General features: G+C 67.4%; 17 protein-coding genes and 1 pseudogene. 13 read left to right on the top strand and 5 right to left on the bottom strand.

Features of this window, described 5'->3' with window-relative positions:
* Nucleotides 1–32: 32 nt before the first annotated feature.
* From FHD63_RS09965 to FHD63_RS09905, 12 genes and pseudogenes are all read left to right on the top strand, one after another.
* Nucleotides 33–1235 carry a tyrosine-type recombinase/integrase gene (locus FHD63_RS09965; protein ID WP_139721926.1) on the top strand — a complete coding sequence of 401 codons (1203 nt, stop codon included), beginning with the start codon at nt 33–35 and terminating at the stop codon, nt 1233–1235.
* Between the two features lie 302 nt (nt 1236–1537).
* Nucleotides 1538–2095, top strand: coding sequence for a hypothetical protein (locus FHD63_RS09960; protein WP_130014293.1), 558 nt, complete (start codon nt 1538–1540; stop codon nt 2093–2095).
* A gap of 182 nt (nt 2096–2277) precedes the next feature.
* Nucleotides 2278–2803: pseudogene (locus tag FHD63_RS09955) on the top strand (ISL3 family transposase); the annotation flags it as partial.
* 1849 nt (nt 2804–4652) lie between these two features.
* The gene (locus FHD63_RS16920; RefSeq protein ID WP_058889712.1) at nt 4653–5726 is read left to right on the top strand and encodes a peptidoglycan-binding domain-containing protein; all 1074 of its coding nucleotides are present in this window, start codon (nt 4653–4655) and stop codon (nt 5724–5726) included.
* A gap of 3 nt (nt 5727–5729) precedes the next feature.
* Nucleotides 5730–6431 carry an ABC transporter ATP-binding protein gene (locus FHD63_RS09940; protein ID WP_139721925.1) on the top strand — a complete coding sequence of 234 codons (702 nt, stop codon included), beginning with the start codon at nt 5730–5732 and terminating at the stop codon, nt 6429–6431.
* Nucleotides 6428–7534: an FtsX-like permease family protein gene (locus tag FHD63_RS09935; RefSeq protein WP_058889710.1), complete on the top strand. Its 1107-nt coding sequence runs from the start codon at nt 6428–6430 to the stop codon at nt 7532–7534. The genes FHD63_RS09940 and FHD63_RS09935 overlap by 4 nt, the downstream gene beginning before the upstream one ends.
* A gap of 419 nt (nt 7535–7953) precedes the next feature.
* Nucleotides 7954–11784 (top strand): MobF family relaxase, encoded by a 3831-nt coding sequence (mobF, locus tag FHD63_RS09930; protein WP_139721924.1) that lies wholly within the window; start codon nt 7954–7956, stop codon nt 11782–11784.
* Between the two features lie 1031 nt (nt 11785–12815).
* Nucleotides 12816–13313: a SigE family RNA polymerase sigma factor gene (locus FHD63_RS09925; protein ID WP_139721923.1), complete on the top strand. Its 498-nt coding sequence runs from the start codon at nt 12816–12818 to the stop codon at nt 13311–13313.
* The gene (locus tag FHD63_RS09920) at nt 13306–14514 is read left to right on the top strand and encodes a hypothetical protein (protein ID WP_139721922.1); all 1209 of its coding nucleotides are present in this window, start codon (nt 13306–13308) and stop codon (nt 14512–14514) included. The genes FHD63_RS09925 and FHD63_RS09920 overlap by 8 nt, the downstream gene beginning before the upstream one ends.
* A gap of 124 nt (nt 14515–14638) precedes the next feature.
* On the top strand, nt 14639–14872 hold the full coding sequence (locus tag FHD63_RS09915; protein ID WP_139721921.1) for a hypothetical protein: 234 nt from the start codon (nt 14639–14641) through the stop codon (nt 14870–14872).
* Between the two features lie 314 nt (nt 14873–15186).
* Complete coding sequence (locus FHD63_RS09910) at nt 15187–15438, top strand: hypothetical protein (RefSeq protein WP_139721920.1); 252 nt, start codon at nt 15187–15189, stop codon at nt 15436–15438.
* 58 nt (nt 15439–15496) lie between these two features.
* Nucleotides 15497–16060, top strand: coding sequence for a DUF7010 family protein (locus FHD63_RS09905; RefSeq protein ID WP_139721919.1), 564 nt, complete (start codon nt 15497–15499; stop codon nt 16058–16060).
* A gap of 53 nt (nt 16061–16113) precedes the next feature.
* On the opposite strand, the gene FHD63_RS09900 is transcribed toward FHD63_RS09905, so the two are convergent.
* From FHD63_RS09900 to FHD63_RS09890, 3 genes are all read right to left on the bottom strand, one after another.
* Complete coding sequence (locus tag FHD63_RS09900) at nt 16114–16356, bottom strand: YlcI/YnfO family protein (RefSeq protein WP_130014915.1); 243 nt, start codon at nt 16354–16356, stop codon at nt 16114–16116.
* A complete protein-coding gene (locus tag FHD63_RS09895; protein WP_139721918.1) occupies nt 16346–16660 on the bottom strand; it encodes a hypothetical protein in 315 nt (104 codons plus the stop codon). The genes FHD63_RS09900 and FHD63_RS09895 overlap by 11 nt, the downstream gene beginning before the upstream one ends.
* A gap of 102 nt (nt 16661–16762) precedes the next feature.
* Nucleotides 16763–18013, bottom strand: coding sequence for a cation:proton antiporter domain-containing protein (locus tag FHD63_RS09890; RefSeq protein WP_139721013.1), 1251 nt, complete (start codon nt 18011–18013; stop codon nt 16763–16765).
* A 267-nt stretch (nt 18014–18280) separates the two neighbouring features.
* Here FHD63_RS09890 and FHD63_RS09885 point away from each other — a divergent pair, with 267 nt between their 5' ends.
* Nucleotides 18281–18520: a hypothetical protein gene (locus tag FHD63_RS09885; protein ID WP_139721917.1), complete on the top strand. Its 240-nt coding sequence runs from the start codon at nt 18281–18283 to the stop codon at nt 18518–18520.
* 116 nt (nt 18521–18636) lie between these two features.
* Here FHD63_RS09885 and FHD63_RS09880 read toward each other — a convergent pair whose 3' ends face one another.
* Both FHD63_RS09880 and FHD63_RS09875 read right to left on the bottom strand, forming a co-directional pair.
* Nucleotides 18637–18921 (bottom strand): winged helix-turn-helix domain-containing protein, encoded by a 285-nt coding sequence (locus FHD63_RS09880; protein WP_139721916.1) that lies wholly within the window; start codon nt 18919–18921, stop codon nt 18637–18639.
* Between the two features lie 14 nt (nt 18922–18935).
* The gene (locus FHD63_RS09875) at nt 18936–19283 is read right to left on the bottom strand and encodes a hypothetical protein (protein ID WP_139721915.1); all 348 of its coding nucleotides are present in this window, start codon (nt 19281–19283) and stop codon (nt 18936–18938) included.
* Nucleotides 19284–19523 lie beyond the last annotated feature (240 nt).

Here is a 19523-nt window from a genome sequence, read left to right as displayed (position 1 = left end):
GGTACGCTTCCCCTGTCGGGAGGAGCATCCACGTGGCGACGAGCTCGAGGCTTCCACGGGGCATCACGCAGTACCGCGGCCGTTACCGCGTGCGGGTCGACGTCGAGGGTCGCACCCACTCCCTCGGCATGTTCGAGACCCTCACGGATGCCAAGGCGGCCTTGCACATCGCCAAGGCCGACGCGGCCCGAGGCACGTTCGTGCCCCCGGCCCAGCGTCGCGCGGAGCAGCAGTCACAGGCGGTACGGGTCCAGACGGAGGCCCTGACACTGGGGGAGTGGGCGCAGACGTGGCTGGCGGCTCTCGAGGCGGACCCCCGCCGCTCCCCGGCCACGGTGGTCTCCTACCGCTCGGTGCTCAAGAACCACGTGCTGCCCGAGCTGGGTGAGGTCAGGCTCGTCGACCTGACGACCGAACAGGTCACCGAGCACCTGGCTGCGCTGGCCCGCCGACCGTCGCGACGCCACCCCGGGGCCCGGGTCAACGGCGTCGCACCCAACACGGTGATCGTCCTGCGCTCGATGCTCAACGCGGCGGTCAAGGCGAGAGCCGGGGGACTGGAGCGCTTCGACTTTCCAGCCGCGGCCAAGCACCGCCGGGTCCGCCCCGAGGACGACGACGGGGACGTCGCCTCACCGGAGCAGGTGCGAGCCATGACCGAGGCTATGCCCCCGCATCTGCAGATCGCCCTCCCCCTGGCCGCATGGTGCGCTCTGCGGATCGGGGAGCTGCTCGGGCTGCAGCGCCGCGACCTCGAGCACCTGGACAACCCGCAGCGAGCCGTCCTCCACGTCCGCCGGCAGTGGAACGTCAAGGCCAACGCCCTGACACCTCCCAAGGCGGACAGCGTCCGATCGGTGGCACTCCCAGCGGCGCTGCTGCCCGCCCTGCGCGAACACCTCGACACCTACACCCCCGCCGGCCACACCGCGCCGGTCCTGGCAGGGTCCCGCGGCGCCCGGGTCTCGCAGACTGCCCTCGACAAGGCGTGGCGAGCGGCCCGTGAAGCAGCCGGTCGGCCCGGGTTCCGCTTTCACAACCTGCGGCACACCGGCCTGAGCAAGTACGCCGAGCAGGGCGCCACCCTCGCCGAGCTGCTCCACCGCGGTGGCCACACCGACGTCACCGTCGCCCTGCGCTACCAGCACGCCACCGCCGAGCGCGACCGGGCCCTCACCGATCGGCTCAGCCGCGACATCAGCCTGCCCGCAGGTGTGGCATCGCCCCGCAAGTGAAACACGTGCTGGTGCCCACCCGCGGACCGTCGAGAGCAACCTGAGCGACAATGACTGCGACTCAGTCGCGGGCGGTCAAAACGTGCCCGTGTCGCAGTGGCCTGGCCGCGCGCTCTAGGCCAGCGCCACTCCGTCGAAGCATATGAGCACTGGCCGGGGTATCGTCGGAAACTATGGGGACATCAACACCAACGACCATTTCCCGGTCTCTAGGAAGATCGAAACTGGCGTCGGCTCTATCCATGAGTGCTGGGACGGCCCTTCTCGTCCTTCTTGGAGCGTGCACCCCCGATAGTCCTAGCGTGAATGTCGACCTACCATCTGAGGCTGGTAACGACGAGGTCGCCACGACGGTGGGCGGCTCGACGCGGGAGGAGTTCTTGGCCGAGCTGGCGGTGATGTACGGGATCGAAGACCCCCCTCCTGTGGAGGTGGTCCGCGAAACGATACCCGGGGGTGACGGGCTGCGGCTGATTGGTGAGTGTCTGCAGGAGCGAGGCTGGCCCGTGGACATCGAGGACGGCGGCATCACCATCCGCGAGGTCCCGGTCGAGCAGCAGGACGCTCTCAACCTTGATCAGTACATCTGTGATGCGCAGTATCCGGTAGCCCCAGAATACGCCAACGTGCCCGTGGAAGATTCCCTCACAGCCCACTACGAGTATCTCGTCGAGGAGTACGTGCCGTGCGTGGCGGAGTTCGGTTTCACGGTCAGCACGCCCCCGTCGTTGGAGACCTTCCTGGCCGGACAGGGTATGGGCTGGGTTCCCGGGGCCCAGGTTTACGACCAGATCGCGTCAAGTGACGTCGAGTGGTCCGAGGTGGAGGAACGGTGCCCGCAGAATGAACCCCTCGGATAATCGACACGAGGCCAGTGCTGGTCTGTGACAGGATCGGTGAATGAGCTGGCGGAAGATTCCTACAGGTGGTGTGGGGACCGCCGCCGGGTCACGCTTGGTGGTCAAGATCACCGGGATCGCGATCGTCCCTGCGTTCCTTGCCTCGTGCACGCCAGCCTCGGAGACCACCACCGCGCCGTCGGGTTGACGAGCAAGTGTGGCGGCACAGACAAGTACGCCAACGTGATGATCGTCCTCGCCCCGGTCCGCGACGGCACCGGCCCCTCCCGGCTGCTCGCGATGCTCGACGGACGCTCCAAGAAGGTGTTCGGCGACTGGCTCGCCGAACGAGACCAGGCTTGGCGCGACGGCATCGAAGTCGTCGCGATGGACGGCTTCGCCGGGCTTGAGACCGCCACCACCGAAGAGCTACCCGGCGCGGTGTCGTTGATGGATCCCTTCCACGTGGTCCGCCTGGCCGGCGGGGCCTGGAATGAGGGCCGTCGCCGGGTCCAGCAGGACCTGCACGGTCACCGCGGCCGCAAGGGCGACCCGCTGTACTCCGCGGGGCGGACGCTGCACGCCGGCGCCGAACTGCTTGTCGACCGCCAGCAGCAGCGCCTCGACAAACTGTTCGCGAACGAGCAGCACGTGCAGGTCGAGGTCACCTGGGGCGTCTACCGACGGATGATTACCGCCTACCGCAACGCCGACCGGTCCGCTGGCCGCATCGAGATTAGGAACCTCCATCATCGAAAGACCTCGACACCTACCGCCCCCGGACCGACGCGCCCGCCCCCTCTACACCCTCATCTGTGAAGAGCCGGTAAAGATTCGGTCAAATCAACCGGCGACTCCTTGACGTCGCAAGCCTATCGTGTCTTCAATAGCACATGATTAGAAACAACCGATTCACTCGAACCGCCGCGACTGCTACGTCCGCAGCTGCATTACTGTTGGGTCTATCCGTCTTGGCGACACCTGCCCAAGCGGATACTTTGAGCAAGAGCGAGCACGGCACAACCACCGCAAGTTACTGCAGTCCTCGCGTTCCGTATTCTATAGGCAACACCTATGGCCAGATCGGGCACAAGTCTCCTGGGGGAACCTACCGTTTCTATTCCTCTACCGGCTGGACGACCAGAGGGTATTATGGACCTGGTGGTACCTGGAAAGTTGAGGTGAACGAACAGTATTATTCTCTTGTCAACGAAACGAACACCTATGGAACTTGCCGCAGTGTCTGAGGGTTGGATCAGACCGCGCGTCTGCCAGTGCCGAGAAGATGCTTGAAAAAAGGCGCGCTCTTCGGTTCTCAGCGGTTGTAATTGCGCTTGCACTCGGGGGTTGCACGCAGCAAGATGAGAATCTCTCCAACGAGCATGCTTACGCAGAGTTCGCGGGCAGTCTTCGCATTTACTACACCGATATGGCGAAGTGCATGACCGAACAGGGCGTGCCGATGCGAGTAATGGAAACGGGAGACGGTATTGAGCCCGCTGGGAGAGATACAGACCAAATTGCTAACGCAGCTCAAAGCGCGTTCGAAACGTGTGATGGAGTCGTTGGGGGGCATCCGCCAATGCCGCCGCCGCCAACACGAGGGGAGCTTTCAGAATACTACGAGCTGCAGTTGGGAGTCGTCGACTGCCTACGTGAGAATGGTTTTGACACCACCGAACCTCCAAGCTCTGAGGTGTACGTTGAAACGTACTTGGCCAGCCTTGGTGGAGGTGGATCGCCGCCGTGGGATCCGTATACCGGTCTTGGACAGGATGGCGTAATGGAAGCGTTGGAGACGTGCCCTCAGCCGCCTCTGGAGCAAGTGTTCGAGAACTAGGTGGATCTCGCGCACGTTCGAATCTAGCCATTGCTGCCGTTAATACGCTGGTTTAATTTCGTGGCGGGTTCATTGATCTTGGCGCGTCTTATCTGCCTTGCTCAGTGGAGGCGCCCGGCGTGTGGGTAAGACTGGCTACGCCGTCGCCTCCTCGACCAAGCTTCGAGTCAGTCAGGTTAGTCGGGGCGGTGGGACGACGTGTGCGCATAATGATTGACAGACAGGCACCTGCGACGTGACGTGGAGATGAATGACCGTTCCGTTCTATGACCAAGAGTAGTAGGCTCTTACGGCTACCAGGCCAGTCTGCCGCCACTTCGCACCTCGACTCCAGTTGACTCCTTGTAGTGGATCAGCGCGGCAAGTCGCTCTTGCTGCGGGAGCGGTTCGACGTCTCAAAGAGGTCACCCTTGAACGAGCTAGCGGGTTCGCGCAAGGAGATCCAGGGGAAAACGTGGGACCGCTCCAGTCAGCCGCATAGACAGCCTCGTGAACACCGCCAGAGTGCTTACGACAAAGCAAGACATAGCCGTGGTCTGAACCGGCCAGCCACGGGGAGCGCTTGTAACCTCGTGGGCGAGGTTGCGACATTTGAGGGCGAGGCCGCGGAGGTGCCCAAGGCGTCTGTTGACGGCTTCGGTGGGGCCGTTGCTCGTGTTGGAGCCGCTCGGAGTAAGCCAGAGGTGAGAGGATCCGTGGATGGTGAGGAATGGGGGCATCGGTCGGCGCGCATGGGGTGTGGTCCTGGTGGTCGTGCTGTGTGTGCTGGTGGGTGGCGCGGGGTGGTGGGCGTCGCGGGCGACGTTGCCGGACAGCTCGGTGGGCGAGTCGAGCTCGCCGGCCGGTGAGGTGGTGTGGGGTGAGGTAGTCCAGGGGTCGGTGGGGCGGTCGCTGCCGCTGTCGACCACGGTGCGCCAACCGGTGGGGGTGGTGGCGGTGAACGGGTTGTCGGGGGTGGTGACCTCGACGTCGCCGGGCCGGGTGGATTCCGGTGGTGTGGTGTACACGGTGGGGCGGACACCGGTGCGGGTCGTGCAGGCGGGAGAACCGTTCTGGCGGGAGCTGTCCCGGGGTGTGCGCGGTGAGGACGTGGTCGCGTTGCAGGAGCTGCTCATCGCCGGGGGGCATCTGGACGGTGAGGCCGATGGTGACTTCGGTCAGGCGACTGAGGATGCGGTAGAGGCGTGGCAGGAGGAGCAGGGACTGCCGGAGTCTGGGGTGGTGGGTCTGGGGGAACTGGTCGCGGTGCCGGAGCTGCCGGCCACGGTCACGGTCGGTGAGGCGATCAGGGTGGGGGCACAGGTGTCGGGCGGTGAGGATGCGGTGCTGGCGCCGACGGGGGAGCGGGACTTCGTGCTGGTGGTGACCGCCGAGCAGGCCCGGTTGATCCCGGCCGAGGCGACGGTGGAGATGAGCTTTCAGGACCAGCAGTGGACGGGGGTGATCGCCGGGTCGAGTGTGGACGAGTCGGGGTCGACGGTGTTCGAGCTGACCGCTCCGGGCGGTGGGCCGGTCTGCGGAGAAGACTGCGGGGCGCTGCCGGGGGATGAGCAGGTGACGGTGCGCTCTGAGGTCGTGGTGGTGCCCCGGGTGGAGGGGTTGAGCGTCCCGGCGGCAGCGGTACGGACCCGCGCGGATGGCAGCGCGTTCGTGGTGACCGAGGACGGGCAGGTTGAGGTGGTGGTGGCCGGCTCGGGGCAGGGAATCGCGGTCGTCGAAGGTGCAGGGCTCGAGGAGGGGTTGCGGGTGCTGGTGGCCGGGGACCCAGCGCAGGTACCACGTGATGGTGGCGATGAGACCGGGGGAGGGTGAGCCGTGCTGGCCCTGGAGGGTGTGTCGTTCGCGTACGCGAAAGGTGCTGAGGAGCTGTTCGGGGGGTTGTCCCACGTGTTCACCCCAGGGGTGGTGACGGCCGTGACGGGACCGTCGGGGCGGGGCAAGTCGACGTTGCTGTACGTGCTGGGCCTGATGTTGACCCCGTCGCAGGGGCGGGTGCTGCTGGAGGGCGAGGCGGTCTCGGCCGCGCCGGACGCGGCGCGGGCACGGGTGCGGGCGCACCGCATCGGGTTCGTGTTCCAGGACGCGGCGTTGGACCCGACCCGGACCGTGCTGGACTCGGTCATCGAGCCGGCGCTGTATGCCGGGTGGCGGCTGCGCGATGCCCGGGCCAGCGGGTCAGAGTTGCTCGAGCAGATGGGGGTTAAGGCGCGGGCGGGACACCGGCCGGGAGAGATCAGCGGTGGCCAGGCGCAACGGGTCGCGGTGTGCCGGGCACTGGTGACCGACCCGGTCGTCGTGCTGGCTGACGAGCCGACCGGCAACCTGGACCGGGACAACGCCGCCGGGGTGCTGGCCGCGTTGTCCGCAGCCGCCGGCGGCGCCGACCAGGCCGCAGAGAACGCTGCCAACGAGGCAGGCTCAGGACCCGACAGGGGGACTTCCGAGGGACGCACGGTGGTCATCGCCACGCACGACCCGTTCGTGCTGGACCACGCGGATGAGGTGCTGGCGCTGTGAGGTGGGTGCTGGTGGTGCGGGAGGCGGCCGCGACGGCGTGGGCGTCCAAGGTCCCCTCGGCACTGGTCGGGTTGCTGGTCGCGGTGATGTGCGCAGCGACGATCGCGACCGTGGGCCGCACCGCCGCCGCGGAGCAACAGCTCACCGACCGGTTGGACGAGGCCGGGTCGCGGGTCCTGGCCGTCGCGGACGCCCGCGGTGAGGGTCTGCTGCCGCCGACGGTGGTGGACCAGGCGAGCACCCTGTCGACGGTCGAGCGTGGGGTGGGGACCCTGATCCCGGTCGATGTCGTCAACGGAGTCATCGGGCAAGGCGGGACCCGGGTGCCCGCGTGGGGTGTGCACGGTGACCTGGCCGCGGTCGCCGACCTGCAGGCCGGGCGGTGGCCAGGCCCGGGGGAGGCTATCGTCACCGACACCGCGATGACACAGCTCGGGATGGCCGACCCGTTCGGGTGGGTCGCGTTGGCCTCGACCAGCGAGGTCGACGACTGGTCGGTCGTCGGGACGTTCACCCCCCGGGACCCGTTCGGTGACTACGCCGCGGGGGTGCTGTACGTCGCGCCCGCCGACCAACCGGTAGACACCCTGCAGGTGGTGCTGACCGACGCCGCGGCCGCGCAGACCACTCAAGCCAGTGTCCTGGCGCTGGTCGAGCCGCCCACCCCGGACGCGGTCACCATCACCTCCCCCGTCTCGTTGGCCGACCTGCAGGCCCAGGTCACCGGTGACCTCGCCGCGTTCGGCGCGACCCTACTGCTCGGGGTGCTCGGCGGCGGCGCCCTGCTCGTGGCGATCGTCGTCCTGGCCGACGTCCTCGTCCGCCGCAAGGACCTCGGCCGCCGCCGCGCCCTGGGCGCCACCCGGGCCACCATCATCACCCTCGTCATCGGCCGCACCCTCGCCCCCGCCATCCTCGGCGCCGCCCTCGGCGTCGCGGCAGGCCTGGCCCTGGCCGCCCGCCTCGGCCAGGACACCATCCCCCCAGCCGACTTCACCACCGGCACGGCCACCCTCGCCCTCATCGCCGCCACCACCGCCGCCATACCCCCCGCCCTCTACGCCGCCACCCGAGACCCCGTCCGCATCCTCCGCACCCCATGACCGGGGGCAGGCGTTCTCCATTAGTGACGCGTCTCGACGGCCATCGGCTTGCAGCCTGACTTGAAGGGTTCCGCGCGGCCGGACAAGACTCGGCTGGCCCGTCGGCGCCAAACGATGGAGCCCAACAATTAGTCCATCAGCCCATCGGCTCGACGACCAATCCAGCGTCTAACCCAGACATCCACCTCTGCGTGAAGTAGCCCGAACCTCAAGACGCAGTAGCCATGGAGCACCTCGGCAGATCACGCGCGAGCGTTCGACTTGAGCAGCTCCGGTCCCCTTCATGGCGCCGCGCTGGTCACGCTTGATGAGCACCCCCGGCAGAGCGAAGATCGAGGAACACACCTGGTGCACTCGGTGGTGTCCGTCTCGGAATTGGTGAACGCCCGCGGCGGGAATGGTGGCTTTTGGTAAGTGTGATGACGTTGCACAAGCTGGCCGCGGGGAGTGGGTACACCTACCTGACGGGCCAGGTCGCCCAGCACGATGCGACGGAGCGCCGGCAGGCCGGGTTGGCGTCGTACTACGAGGAGAAGGGCGAGGCGCCGGGGCGGTGGCTCGGGGCCGGCCTGGCCGGGCTCGACCTGCAGCCCGGGGACGTGGTGACCGAGGAGCAGATGCGGTTGCTGTTTGGGCAGGGCCGCCACCCGCGCTCCGGTGAACCCCACGCGGCAGCGAACGGGTGGGGCGGGTTGGGGCGGGCGTTCCCGACGTTCGAGGAGACGACCTTGCGGCAGGTCACCGCTCGTGCGTTCAGCGAGCACAACACCGCCAGGGGTCTGGCGTGGAACGCTCCGATCCCGGCGGACGAGCGGGCGCGGATCCGCACCCGAGTCGCCCGGGACGTCTTCTTGGAACAGCTCGGTCGGGCACCGGTGGACGAGGACGAGCTGACGAGGTTCGTCGCGCGGGCGTCGCGGCCGGCGCAGGTGCCGGTGGCGGGGTTCGACCTGACGTTCTCGCCGGTGAAGTCGGTCTCGACCCTCTGGGCCCTCGCTAGTCCGGAGGTCGCCCAGCAGGTGGAGGCCGCCCACCGGGATGCGGTCCGCTCGACGCTGGCCATGCTGGAGAAGGAGGTCGCGTTCACGCGGGTGGGCAAGGGCGGGATTCGTCAGGTGCCCGTGGTCGGGTTGGTGGCGGCGGCGTTCGACCACCGCGACTCGCGCACCGGGGACCCGGACCTGCACACCCACGTCGTGGTCTCGAACAAGGTGCAGTCGCTGGCGGAGGAGGGCGGACGGTGGTTGACGTTGGACGGGCGGATGCTGTTCAAGGCCAAGGTCATGGCCTCCGAGCACTACAACACCCACCTCGAAGCCGGCCTGATGCAGCGACTCGGGGTGGCCTTCGTCGAGCGTCCCTCACCGCAGGGGAGACGTGCGGTGCGGGAGATCGACGGCATCGACCCCGTGTTGCTGTCTGCGTGGTCGTCGCGGCGGGAGGCGATCGAGGCCCGGCAGCGCGACCTGGCCACCGCGTTCCGGGATGCTCACGGCCGGGCGCCGACGGCGGTGGAGTCGTTGGCGTTGGCGCAGCAGGCGAACCTGGAGACCCGCCCGGGCAAGCACGAACCCCGCTCCGAGGCCGAACAACGCCGGGCCTGGTGGGCGCAGGCCACCGCCGTGCTCGCCCGGCAGGGGCGCAACCCGGAGGGGATGGTCGAGGGCGCACTGGGGGCGGGGCGGGGGCGCCCACCGGAGAGCCGGGGGCGCACCCAGGAAGATGGCCCAAATCCGGGTATCGCCGCAGGTCGGTGGGTGGGGGCGCCCTGGGGGCGCACACCGTCGGAGCGCAGCAGGGCGGTGCGTCCGCAGATCCTCGCGTCGCGGGTGGTGTCGGTGCTGGAGGGGTCGCGGGCGACGTGGCAGGTGTGGCATGTGCGCGCCGAGACCCAGCGCCAGCTCCGCGCCGCCCAGGTCCCCCTGGACACGCTCGAGGAGCACGCCCGTGAGGTCGAGCGGTGGGTCCTGCACGGCTTCTCGGTGCCGGTCGGGGTGCCACCAGAGCTGGGCGAGCCGGGGGTGCTGCGCCGCCCGGACGGGCAGTCCGCCCACATCGTGCACGGCAGCCAGGCCTACACCTCCAAAGCGATCCTGGCCGCGGAGGACGAGATGTTGTCCCTCGCGCTGCGCCGCGACGGCCGCCAGGTCGACCCCCATGCGGTCGAGACCGCCCTGGCTGCCGCGAACACAGAGCGTCCGGGCTTGGACCGGTCTCAGGCCGCGATGGTCCGCAGCCTGGCCACGAGCGGGTGCCGGGTGCAGGTCGCTTTGGCACCGGCGGGGGCGGGCAAGACCGCGGCGCTACGTGTACTAGCACGCGCGTGGGAAGCCTCCGGCGGCACCGTGCTGGGTCTGGCGCCGACCGCGGTCGCCGCCGACGAGCTCGGCCGGGCCACTGGCATCCCCGCCGACACCCTCGCCAAGCACCTCCACGACCACGTCACGGCAGGTGCCTCAGCCGGCAAGGATTCACCGCCCACCATGGGTGGTGCGGTGGGGCCGGGGACGCTGGTGGTCATCGACGAGGCCGGGATGGCCGGCACCCGCGACCTGGCGGCCGTGGTCCGGCACGTCATAGACGCCGGCGCCAGTGTGCGCCTGGTGGGGGATGATCAGCAGCTGGCCGCGGTCGCGGCCGGTGGGGTGCTCCGGGACCTGGCCGAGCAGGGGCACGCGCACGGCACCACCGCCATGCTGACCGAGCTGCACCGGTTCACCGACCCCGCTGAAGGAGCAGCCACCCTCGCGATCCGCGACGGCGACCCCGCCGCCCTGGACCACTACCTCGACCGCGACCGGGTCCACACCGACGACACCGCGGACGTGGCCGACGCCGCGTACGCGGCCTGGAAGGCCGACCAGCAGGCCGGGCTGTCTAGCCTGCTGCTGGCCGCGACCCGGGACACCGTGCGCGAGCTGAACCACCGCGCCCGCCAAGACCGCCTCGACAGCACCGCGGAGCCGTCAGGGCGCGAGGTGACCCTGGGCGACGGCACCCGTGCCAGTGCCGGTGACACCGTGGTCACGCGCCGCAACGACCGCAGCCAGCGCGCCGCGGACGGGTCGTGGGTCAAGAACGGGGACCGGTGGCGGGTCACCGCCGTCCACCCCGATGGGGGCGTCAGCGTCCAACGCCACCACGACGACGGAGCGAGGAAGCCCGCTAACTTCGTTTTTCCGGCCGGGTATGTGGCCGAGCAAGTCCAGCTGGGGTACGCCAGCACCATCCACGGCGCCCAGGGCGCGACCGTCGACACCACCCACACCGTTCTCACCGGCACCGAGACCCGACAGGCCCTGTACGTTGCCGTCTCTCGTGGGCGACAGTCCAACGACCTATACCTGAATGGGCCCACCATGAGCGGCGACGGTGTCGGGCTGGAGGTCCAGGACGTGGCCGTGGAGCCGCGGCAGATCCTCACCGACATCCTCGCCCGCGATGGCCGCGCCCACTCGGCCACGACCACCGAACGAGGCGACGCTGCACAGCTGCTGCGCCAAGCGGTGCTGGCCTACCAGGACGCCCTCCCGGTTCTGGCCCAGCAACACCTCGGCCGCGAGCACATGACGGCCCTGGACGGTGCGCTGGAACGGTGGATGCCCGGCCTCACCGACCAACCGGCATACCCCCACCTGCGCGGGCAGCTCGCGCTGCGCTGGGTAGACGGCACCCCACCACAGACCGTCCTGCGGGACGCGACCTGGTACGACGGCGAGCGATCCTTCAGTGAGGCTGACGACCCCGCCGCCGTCCTCGCGTGGCGTATCGCCGGCACCACCCCACCGTCGTACCGGGACGCGCCCCTGCCCTGGCTGCCCGCCGTCCCGCCCGCCCTTCGGCAAGACAGAGAGACGGATAGCTATCTGGACCGGCTTAGCCAGCACCTCGGCGACCTGCAGCAGCGGGTCGCCGACGAAGCCCAGCAGGCCGGCGCTTCCCCCCGGGTGCCCTGGCAACGGACCCTGCCCCCGGACATTGACGACCGGCTGATCGGCGACCTCGCCGTCTGGCGAGCTGCCCACGACATCCCACCCAGCGAGGCCGACCCGACGGGGCCGCAGACCAAAGAACCCCAGGCAGCCAGGCACCAGTCTCGGCTCATGCACCGGCTGGCAGAACCGTCACCCGTGTCCTCTACCGCCACCGCAGACGCGGCCAGCGACAGGCTCCGGTCCGGTCAACGACTGGCAGAGCGCCAACGACTCCATGACAGCACTTCACGGCAACCTCGTGGTCCGTCACGCTGACCGTATCCACCACGAGAGTGCGGAAGGACTCGGTCGATACATCACTGTCATGCCGAGAGTCGGATGCTTGGAGCGCCCCTCCTGCGCGGGCCGGACACGCCGAATACAGGACGGCTCGCGAGGCCTTGAGCCACGCGGGCCGTTGTGCGCGCACCCATAGGGATGGGGTCGTAGTTTCGCGGAACTCGACAGATCACTTACTTGGAAACTGATCTCTGTTCGCTAATATCCCTGCCATCAGAAAGCCTCCGCCGGGGACTAGGAAGATGGTTGACCCCAACACCAGGGACATGTTGATCATATTGCTCGATCCGCCTACCTGGAAGACAGCGCCGGCCAGTATCAATGCGCACCCAGCGGCGATTAGAATTGCTGCGGCATAGAATTTTGTACGCCGAGAATAGTCGAACACCGAGTCTCCTAACTAAAGCAGTCGATCAGAGCCAGCACCATTCCGCCTACTTGCGTAACCGCCGAGGCTCCAAAACCTCCCCAAGCCTCTCCGGCCTGAGTTACCCGACCATGCTAGCGGCATGCCCTGTCGACCCACACGCTCATGCCTCTGGTCACTTGGTCACCTCCGCGGTTCGTCATCCGCCTGCGCGGAGTCAACCCGGGAGCAGGCATGCTGTGCCCATGGGATTGTTCAAGCGAGACCTGCCGTACTGGGTGCGGGTCGTCAGGATGAGCGCGCACGTATGCACCAGGTGCGGCGCCATGGTCGCGCTCGACTATTTGCAGGCGCATGACGATTGGCATCGAAGCGTTGACCCTCACGAGGGTGAGTAGCTCCAGGACATCACTGCAAGACGGGCCCACGCGGGCGGGGCCGAGACGTCCTCTTCTGCCGCTGTCGTTGCGTTGGGTCTCGCCCGTCTGTGCAGGGGCGATTGGGGCGTCCGGTCGGTGGCCTCAGGTGTCTGCCCTGGGCGTTTCGTCGTCAGGCGAACGTCCCCAAACCGAGATTCTTCCGGTGACCACCCAACCGATGTGGCGATTTTGCCGTTGGGACAGGGTGAGAGGAGGTGCCCATGAGTCCAGTGATCGAGGTTGAGGACGACTTCGCCGCTTTCGTGGGCGCGCACCAGCTGACGTTGCAGCGGGCGGCGTTCCTACTGTGCGGTGACCGTGAGGTGGCCCGCGACCTGGTGCAGGAGGCGCTGACCCGGACCGCGGCCCGGTGGTCGAAGGTCCGCGACGGAATGCCATTGGCGTACACCCGTCGTGTCCTGTACACGGTGCACGTCGACCGGTGGCGCCGGCACGGTGCGGAGCTGGCCACGCAAGATCCGCCCGAGCAGGTCGATGTCGACGGCCGGTCGTGGGCGGACTCGATCGCGGTACGACAGGTGCTGCAGCAGCTGCCGCCCCGTACCCGGGCGGTGGTGGTGCTGCGCTACTTCGAGGACCTGGACGTGGCGACGACGGCCCAGACGATGGGGATCAGCGAGGGCACCGTCAAGAGCCAGACCAGCAACGGTCTGGCGCGCATGCGAGAACTGTTGAGCGAGGTGAGCACGGATGTCTGAGCACGACTACGACGAGATCAAGGACCTGTTGCGGCGAGGGGCCGTGGGCGCTCCCGCGGAGGACCTGACGTTCGTGGCGTGGGCCGGCGGACGCCGCCGTTCCCGAACGCGCGTCTGGTCCCTTACAGGTGCCGGTGCGGCGGCCAGCGCGGCAGCGATCGCCACGGCGTGGTCGCTGGGCGGCGGGGAGGTGAGCGCACCCCCGCCAGCTGATGACGCTGCGATCACCAGCGCTCCGGTTGCCGACGGCCAGGACTACCGGATCGTCTTCGACGTGCTTCAGGGTGAGCCGGGACCGGACGGACCCGTGAGCGGCTGGCAGGAGCTTGCTGGTGTCGAACTCGAGCCGGTGGACTTCACCGTCGACACCTCGCACGGCCTGGCCAGCGCTACCAATCCGGGGATGCTGGATCTTGGCGGCCCGGTGAGCGTCACCGCCGACCACGCGGTCGTCGTCTCCGACGGCTGCTCGGTGCAGACCTACACCGATGCCACCCTTTCTGCTGGTCTTCTTCAGGCCGGGATGAGCCTGCCGACCCGGCAGCAGGGCACCGACTGTCAGCCGACAGCAGCGATCCACCCAGGTGACCTGCTGCTGAATCTGCCCGACGTCTCCATCTCCAGCGATAACGCCCGGGCGGCCTCGCTACCGAGACTGGCCTGGGCCGACGGGCAGCTCCTCGTCACCGGGACCGTGGTGGAGGAGCTCATCATCCCCTCCGCCGGCCTGCCGAAGGAGACCGGCCCAACGGTCCTGACCCTCACCAGCATTCCACCGGAGCAGCTCGAGGACCTGTCCCTCGTCAACCCGCAGCAAGGCCTGATCCCGGGCACCGCCGAAGTGGTTCAGGGCACCTGGTACCTCCTCGACCAACGTGGCGTCGCACCTGTGCAGGACGGGCCAGTCTTGCGTTACGACGGCACCACCTGGACGGTGGACCTGTGCCGCCAGGAACTGCACGCCCCGGGTGACCTCATTGACGGGAACGTCACGATCACCGGCGCGTGGAGCACCGAGGAGGTCGACGCGACGGCCGGCATCGACGACGCGCAGACCGAGCAGAACTGCCCCAACCTCCCCTGGCAAGAGCCATCCGCCTGGCAACACCTTCTGGACAGCGGCCCGCGTATCCTCATTCAGCCCGAAAGCCAGGAACGGCCCGCCAGGATCCTCCTCGAGGGCGGAATCACCCCGCCCTAACTCTTCGTGAGGCACGGGCCAGAAGGAGACAACTCCGACACGCGCGGCGGCCATGCCGAGTCAGTGCAGACAATCGCGACCATGCCGCCCAACTACAGTAGCGACCACGAGTGAGGAGAAAAAGATGATGACCAGAACCGCTGCCCTGGCGTACGGTTTCGCAGCACTCGCCCTGATTGCGTGGGCCATCACCGCGAAGGACTACCTACCACTGGGACTGCTCCTGCTGGTCATTCTTGTGGCTCTCGTCCACCTATTCGGGCCAGGCAAGTTCGGCAAAGGCGCCGCCGAGCAACACATCAGGGAGCAAGCCAAGGCCAGGTACGGCATCAATGCGCCAGATCGACCCCGCTTCTGACGCCGGGGTTGCGTCTCGCGCGCCGTTGCCGACGACGTTGATAACGCCCTACCCGCCTTCACCAAACCAATAGTCGCGCCATAAGGCTGAACCCGCCAGCGCGCCTGGGGGCCATATCAAAGACTCCGCCGTCTCGCACTGGCGACCGCTCACATCATGGAAACGAACCACCCTGTACTGCCGCGGGGAGGACGGCTGCGCTCGTCCGACTTTGCCGCGGGGGAGGACGGCTACGCTCGTCCGACTTTGCCGCTGGTGGCAACATGGCCATGACCGGGTCTCAAGGCGTACGGTGAGGATCTGAGGAGGGGCCGATGATTCCCACGATGCTGTTGTTCGGGTTGGTCCTGGGCCGCTGGTGGAAGATCTGCCTCGTGGTCGGGACCCTGGGCTGGCCGCTGCTTCTGTGGTTCGACAACATCATCGAGTCACCCACTGAGTTCCTCGGAGCAGCTGGCCTCGCTGCCTTGAACACCGCTGTCGGAGTTGCGATCCATCAGTCGCTGCTCCACCTATTTAGATGGCTACGTAAGGACCGTCAGGCCCCAGATCACGCAGCCGCCTGACGCACGCTTCTGCCGCGCTCAGGACGTCTGCGTCGTCCGTTCGGCAATACTCATGTCCATGTCTGGCCTCGAAGAAGCCCTGGTCGATCTCGCGCGAAGCAACTACAGCGGGGCGGTCTTCCTCCTCGCGTACGGCACGACCTGGCTGGCTTGCGCCGCACTGTGGCGCGCCACCGAGCCCAAGTGGGCGGTAACGGCCACCTTGTTTCAGGGGATGGTCGCCCTACCCGTCGCACTCGGCATCTCGGCCTGGCTAGGGATGTTCGAGACAAGACCGGGTGGCGAGCTCATCACCCAGCTAGGGATCCTGATTTCTGTTTCTCAACTACTCGTCCTGCCGCTGCTGATCGTGCTGACGGTGCGAGGCCGCTACACCTTGGTTCCGCTCCTCTTCTCCCTCGCCGGAGCAGTGCACTTCGTACCGTACGCGTGGCTTTACCAGAGCCTTCTCTACATACTGCTCCCCATCGTTCTCGCGCTCGGCCTCGCCGTCATCTACGGCACCGACCGCCCCACGGCAGACGGGGACGACATGAGCACTACTGGCGCGGGCAGGGTATGCGCACTCACCGGGGTGGCGTTGCTCCTAACCGGGGGGCTCGCGATCGCTGCCCCGATCTAGCGTCCATCGATGACGCACGCCTCTGCCGCTGGCCGCGTGCTGGGCTCACCCGGTCAGGCGGGGCGAGACAGTTCGTGCTCGACAGCCCGACGGATCCAGGCGGAGACTGAACGGTCGTCGGCTTCCGCAGCGCGCTTGACTTCCTCGAGCAGATCCGCTGGGAAGCGCACCGGCACGGGTGCGCTCAATGGGCGCTTGCGACGACGCGCAGGCCCCTGGGGCTCCTGGTTACGCGGGTCGGCGTAGAACTCGTACTCCTGCTCCGGCGTCATCGGCCGGCTGTTGTCAGTGCTCATCACGGTCCCTCCGGTACGTAGCGGCGAGGCCCGAAGACGCCTCGTAGCAGCCGATCGGTCGGCACTTGCTCGGATCGCCCGACCGAGATGGAGCCAGCGGCACGATGAGTACTCGAGCACTGACTTCCGCGAGCATCAACCAGTGAGCGGGCGGCCTGGCCGGGTAGAACAGCGGGTCGCTGCTCCACGCATCGATCACGTCGCCCATCCCCAGGTGCGGATGCTTGAACAGGTGAGCGGCTTGCTGGTCGATCTCGAAGGGCTCGATGTCATCGAGCGCTTCCAGGTCGAACGCTTCGCTCACACGCCAAGTGTATTACAGACGACTACGCACACAACTGCCGCATCAGGTGGCATTGGCGTGGCCTACATGGAGAGCCACGTTGTACGTTGACCGATCGGCATGTCATCCGGCTGGTTCTTCTTGCTTTTCGCGTCGTTCTGGTTCGTGAGCGTGCAGCCAGGCGCTGAAGGGCGCGGAGGTGAGGCCGTGGAGCAGGACCGAGATGGTGATCGCCAGGGTGGCGTAGAGGAAGATGTCGTGGTTGCCGGTGTGCCGTTCGGCCAGGGTGGCGTAGAACAGTGCCGAGACGCCGATGGGGGCGAACCAGCTGAGGAAGACTGTCTCGCTACGGTCATGCACGCTCTTGAGCAGAGGCCATAGTGCCCAGATCGTTGCCAGGCGCCGGAGCAGGACGGTTCCCGTGAGGATGGCGACCGCCGGCCAGCCCAGTCCGGCCCACTCGTCGATGGGTAGTGCCAGGCCCAACAGGATGAAGATCGGCAGCAGGAAGAGGCGGGCGACGGCGTCGTGCACCTTGTCCTCCTCTGCCTCCTCACGTTGGGGGATGACCTGACCGAACACGGCGGCACCGACGAACACGGCGAGGAGTGCGTCGGTGCCCAGCAGCTTGCCACCGCCCAGCAGCACGAGAGACAGCGGAACGATGAACGCCAGGTAGGAGCTTTCCTCCATCAGCCCGTGGTCTCGGACCAGGACGAACAACTTTCCCAGGGCGAGGCCGGCGACGGCACCGACCACTGCCGCGCCCACCACCTCCCGCAGCAGGACCTTGGTCAGCAGTTCCTGCCACGCCTGGTCGGGCTTGGTGATCAGCAGGACGGGCAGCATGACGAAGAGGTAGCCCAGGCCGTCGTTGATCCCGCTCTCGGCCGAGAGGTTGTGCCGCACCTTCTCGGGCACCTTCTCCTCAGCCAGCGACCCGGTCACGATGGGGGTCGTGACCACCGGGTCCGTCGGCGTCACGATCGCGCCCACCAGCAGTGCCACCAGGAACGGCACTCCGAGACCCCACCACGCCACACCCGTGGCCAGGACGAGCATGAGAAGCATTCCTAGCCCGATGATGGTGACGATCCAGCGGGCGTTGGCCCGCCAGTAGCCGTGCGGCAGGCGCAGCGCGACGCCGGCCAGCCCCACCGCCAGGGTGATCCTGGCCGCATGCTCGAGCAAGGTCCCGGTCGGCACCCCGAAGTCCTCGATCCGCATGAGGTCCAGGGCGTGCGGGCCGATCATTGCTCCGAAGCACAGGCATAGCAGCGGACCGGGCAGGCTGGCCCGCTGCAGCACCGTCGAGAAAGCGGCAAAGGTCAAGAGCGCCCCAGCAAATAATGCCAGGAGCAGGTTGATGTCCACGTCGGTCGAAGCCTTTCTGCCGGATTGGCACACAGGCAACCACCCAGCGGCGGACATTGCATCTCCGGTCGACCCCGACCCCCAGCTACACCGCATGCCGCAAGATCCCCAGCTGTCGGCGCCGACGCTCGCAGGAGCAACCAGGCGCACGGATCTGCCGCGCTCAGAGCGTCAATCGTGACAGGATCGTCACTACGAGTTGGGGAAGGACGCCACCACTGAATGTCGAGGAGATATATGCGGCCCTTCAGTAAAGAAGCACGCACGGTGCTGGTCGCTGCGAGTGACGTGGCGAGGTTCCGTGGCGCCCAACAGTGCGACCGGTCGGACATACAGGTGGCAGGCCTCCTCACCTCGTTGCACCCTGGCGTTTCGCTGTACCCCGACGCCGCGGCCAGCTCTTCTCCCCTGCAACTTCCGTTCGCCGCGGATGTGCAGGAACTCCTGGTGAACTCAGATGAGGAGCTCGGCATTGAGGAACTGAAGAGGTTTGCCGCAGAGCACTAGCTGGCCGACCAAGCCGCAAGAGGCTGCGAAGCACTGTTCTGCCGCTGTGAACGCGTAGCGTCCGACCAGGCCGCTGGTCGCTCGTCGACGTGGTGAAGATGGGTGGACCATGCGGGTCAGAGGCCGTGGCGAATCTCATCGAGGGCTTGCACGTGGTGGTTGAAGGCTTGGCGTCCCTGGGGGGTGAGGGCAAAGACCGTCTGCGGCTTCTTGGCCAGGAACGACTTGTGCACCCTCAGGTATCCGTGGTCCTCCAGGATTCCGGCATGCTTGGACAGCAGCGCGTAGCTGACGTCGAGTTCTTGCTTGAGGATCTGGTAGGTCGCGTCGTCGACCGTGGACAGTGCAGCCATGATGGTGAACCGCACCGGTGAATGGACGACGTCGTCCAGCCGGCTCATGGCCGCTCCCAGGCTCACCGGGCCCGCACCCCTAGCCACGCTGCGCACCCCAGCAACGGCGCGACGAGGAAGGAAGCTGCTGCCACGGCCACGCCCCAGGAGACCTGGGCCCCTCCAGGGGCACCTAGCACGGAGGAGACGAGACTGGCTCCGACCACGGCGCCCAGCACGGCGATCCCCTCAATCAGGTTGTAGTGCCGCGGTCGGGTGGTCCTGGAACGGGCTCGGGCCAGGTTGAGGGACAGCCCCAGCACGATCAAGCCCACCACGACGAGCAGCCCGCGGATCCCAGTCCACATCTGTAGACCGAGGCGCAGATACGCGACGATGAACATACCGAGCAGCACCGCCCACAGCGCCACCGGACCCGCCTCGCCCACTCCGGTGTGCCGATCTCGGCCGGCGGCCCCAGATGGCGACCTCGAGTCCCCGTTTCGCGTGTCTGGTAGCGGCTCCATCAGAAGAACCTACTCGCTACTTAACGATCCGGCAAGCAGATACGTATCGTGAAGAAGCCACAGCGACCTGAACGCCATGCTCCACGGCGATGCCCGCCCTGGAAGTACGCTTCTGCCGCGTGGAGGACGGCTACGCTCGTCCGA

It is taken from the genome of Serinicoccus chungangensis, assembly GCF_006337125.1.
Classification (GTDB): Bacteria; Actinomycetota; Actinomycetes; order Actinomycetales; family Dermatophilaceae; genus Ornithinicoccus; species Ornithinicoccus chungangensis.
The sequence above is the reverse complement of the archived record's forward strand: the minus strand, read 5'-3'. Positions and strand labels throughout refer to the sequence as shown.